This is a genomic window from Azospirillum sp. TSO5, assembly GCF_003116065.1.
Lineage (GTDB): Bacteria > Pseudomonadota > Alphaproteobacteria > Azospirillales > Azospirillaceae > Azospirillum.
Window position 1 is genome coordinate 1 of the sequence record NZ_LGQY01000081.1, and the last position, 3,715, is coordinate 3,715.

The window sequence follows — 3,715 nt, forward strand, 5'->3', positions numbered from 1 at the left end:
GGGGTCACTACACGAAAGTGACCAGATTGTCCGGGATATAGGAACGAACCAGAAACTCAAGCTCGGGAAAGTGGAGTAACGTCAGCTCTCATAATCCGACGCCTCCCCTTCGGTTTCCAATGCCAACCTTCATCGGACATGACCTCAAGGTCCACATTGACCCGGCTGTCAGGAGGCCGGTGTCGTCTGGAACGACGGCAGCACCTTGATCTTCGGAACCAATATGGCCAGTGCATAGCCGAGCGCTTTCGAATTGTATGTCAGTGACATCCGGTGCCCGGTTTCGTCGATGCTCCGCAGTTCCCGCAACCGCCACAACCGGAAGCCGGCGAATTGTCCCCAGTCACAGAACGGTGCATCAGTGCCCGCACTTTTACTGGAAGCAGATACCGCCAAAATGTCCAGGCGAGGGCAGCAGCCACCAAGGGAACGACGATGACCGACTGCCAGCCGAAACCGAATCCAACCGCAGACCGCTCTGCAATAATGGCACTCGTCAGCCGGTAGGTCGCGAACGAGGACGCGTAAGCGAAGGCGAGCATGTAGGTGAACATCGCGGCAGGCCAGAACCGGGAGTTCGTTTCACGCCGCACCACCGACAAGGTCGACAGGCATTGGGGGGCGAAGACGTACCATGCAAGCAATGACAACGCTGTCGGCAGGCTCCACGATGTTGCCAGGGTGTCGCCCAGAGTAACCCGCAGCGCATCACCTGTGGCGCTGAGCGCATAGACGGTGCCGAGCACCCCGACGGCCACCTCCCGTGCAGCCATACCCGGCACAAGCGCGATGGCGATCTGCCAGTTGAAGCCTATGGGGGCAAGCGCCGGTTCGAGAGCATGGCCGATCATGCCGGCAAAGGAGTGCTGAATCGCTGGGCCGGTGGCTCCTTCCGGCGCTCCGGGATAACTCGCGAGGAACCAAATCACCACCATCAGGAGGAAGATCGTGGTGCCCGCGCGGGTCAGGAAGGTCTTGGCGCGTTCGGCAAGCCCAAGGGCGATGTTGCTTGGACGGGGCAACCTGTAGGCGGGCAACTCCATCAGCAGCGGTTCCCGGGCGCCTTGAAACAGGGTCCGCTTCAGAATGAAGGCCACCAGCAACGCCGCGAGAATGCCCGCCGCATACAGAATGAACATCACCAAGCCCGGCAGACCGATCACGCCTCCGAACACGGGCCGATCTGGAACGAAGGCGGCGATCAGCAGCGCATAGACCGGCAGGCGTGCCGAACAGGTCATCAGCGGTGCGATCATGATCGTCGCCAAACGGTCTGCCCGGTTTTCGATGGTCCGTGTCGCCATGACGCCGGGGACGGCGCAGGCAAAGCTGGAGAGCAACGGGATGAACGCCCGGCCATGTAGACCGACGCCGCCCATCAACCGATCCAGAAGGAAGGCCGCACGTGCCATATAGCCGGAATCCTCCAGCACCTGAATGAACAGGAAAAGCACAAGGATTTGCGGTAGAAAGATGACGACACTGCCGACACCCGCGATGACGCCGTCGGTCAGAAGACTGTTCAAGGGGCCGGCCGGCATGCCGGAGGCGACGGCGTCCTTCGTCCAGCTCAACCCGGCATCGATCAGGTCCATCGGCAGCTTCGCCCATGCGAATACCGCCTGAAACATCAGGAAAAGGATCAGCAGGAGAACACCGAGACCGAGCACCGGCTGCAGCAAAACCGCGTCGATGCGCCGCGTTACGGTATGGGGGCTGGACGGAGTGCGCACCGCCTGCGCGAGAATGGATTCGACGGCACGGTGATATGCGCGCAGGTCCTGCGAACTTGGCTCGGTCCAGCCTGGAGCGCCTTTCTCCAGCCCGGCGGAAGCATCGCTGCCGACACCGCGATCGATCCGATCGATCAGGTCCTGGACGCCGTCCCGGCGGACCGCCACCATGGGCACCACCGGCATGTCGAGCGCAATGGACAGGGCTTCCACGTCGATACTGCAGCCACGCCGTTCGGCCATATCCATCATGTTCAGCGCCAGGATCACCGGGCGACCGACCCGCTTCAACTCCAGAACGAGGCGCAAGTTGAGCCGCAGGTTGGTGGCATCGACGACGCAGACCAGAATGTCCGGAACGGCTTCTCCGTCCCGCCGCCCAAGCACAACGTCACGGGTCACCTCCTCGTCCGGCGAGCGGGCGCGCAATGAATAGGTGCCGGGCAAATCAAGCACTCGCAGGCGTCGCCCGGTGGGGCCGACACAGCGGCCCTCCTTCCGCTCGACCGTGACGCCCGGATAGTTGGCAACCTTTTGCCGGCTGCCTGTCAGCGCATTGAACAGAGCGGTCTTGCCGCAGTTGGGGTTTCCGACGAGGGCGACCAGCGGGGCCGCAAGGATGATGGCTTCCGGCATCACCGCTGGTCTCCATGAATATCGACGAGTACGGCGTTCGCCTCATTGCGACGAAGCGCGATCGTGTGGTCGTTGACACGGATCGCGATGGGATCGCGCGCGGGAAATCCTTCATGCAGGATTTCGATGGCCGCACCTTCGATCAGCCCCATTTCGATGAGCCGCCGCTCCAGCTCACCAGTTGGCAGCGTCGTTGCGACCGCTCCCTCATCCAGGCCGGCCACCTCGGCCCGGACACCCTTGCGCAGGCCGCCAAGTGGTTGGCGGAGCAACACCGATCTTTGCATCGTCGATAAAATCCCCTGGATTATCCCGCGCACAGGCAGTCCGCCTTCTCGACACTGACGTTCGGTTTGGTGCGGGCTATCGGGCCGAAGCATCCTGAAAATGCAAATGATCCGCAATAGCAGATACGAGGCGCACACCTCTGTCGGCCAAACATTGGGAATTTGTATAGTTCCTGTGAGCTGCCGGTAAGGAAAAGAGACGCCACTCCATTCTCTCCTCTCGGACCGCGTATGCTCCGGCGGCACTCACTTCCGACATTGGGATTTTTCAACACCGGGTCCACCGCCGGCGAACCTTGCCGACCCTAGGCTTCTTCCGAGCCGCGAAATCACCGCGAACATGCGAAGGAGCCATCCAATGCACGCGACACACGACGCACGAGCGTCCGGCACCGGTATGCTGAACAAGGTGCCGGAGGTAACGCTCATCTTCTGGATCATCAAGATCATGTCCACCACGGTGGGCGAAACCGGGGCCGACTATCTGGCCGTCCATGTCGGCCTGGGGACCGGCCTGACCGGCGGGATCATGGCCATGCTGCTGGGCGGCGCATTGCTGCTGCAACTGCGTGCGCGGGCTTATGTGCCCTGGATCTACTGGTTGACCGTCGTTCTGGTCAGCGTCGTCGGCACCCAGATCACGGATGCGCTGACGGACGGCCTGAACGTCAGTCTCTACGTCAGCACCACGGTGTTCGCGGTGGCCCTGGCGGCGATTTTCGCCACTTGGTATGCGGCTGAACGGACCCTGTCGATCCACACCATCGTCACCAGCCGTCGCGAGGTGTTCTACTGGACGGCGATCCTCTTCACCTTCGCCCTGGGCACGGCGGCCGGTGACCTTGCGACCGAGGCGCTCCAACTCGGCTTCCGGCTCGGCGTGCTCGTCTTCGGCGGGCTGATCGCGCTTGTCACGTTGGCCTACTACCGCGGCGCCAACCCGATCCTGACCTTCTGGATCGCTTATGTGCTGACGCGGCCGCTTGGCGCATCGCTGGGCGATTTCCTGTCGCAGGCCCAGCAGTACGGTGGTCTGGGTCTCGGCACGATCATGACCAG

Annotated in this window: 3 protein-coding genes; 1 reads left to right on the top strand and 2 read right to left on the bottom strand. The window is 62.3% G+C overall.

Going from position 1 to position 3,715, the window contains the following annotated elements:
- Positions 1-260: 260 nt before the first annotated feature.
- Together feoB and TSO5_RS20725 are read right to left on the bottom strand one after the other, a co-directional pair.
- On the bottom strand, positions 261-2,369 hold the full coding sequence (gene feoB / locus TSO5_RS20720) for a ferrous iron transport protein B (RefSeq protein WP_109153337.1): 2,109 nt from the start codon (positions 2,367-2,369) through the stop codon (positions 261-263).
- A complete protein-coding gene (locus TSO5_RS20725; RefSeq protein WP_109049275.1) occupies positions 2,369-2,656 on the bottom strand; it encodes a FeoA family protein in 288 nt (95 codons plus the stop codon). Before TSO5_RS20725 ends, feoB begins: the two co-directional genes overlap by 1 nt.
- Positions 2,657-3,014: 358 nt before the next feature.
- Here TSO5_RS20725 and TSO5_RS20730 point away from each other — a divergent pair.
- Positions 3,015-3,715 (top strand): hypothetical protein (locus TSO5_RS20730; protein ID WP_199230963.1); only part of this gene is annotated, 701 nt, incomplete at its 3' end.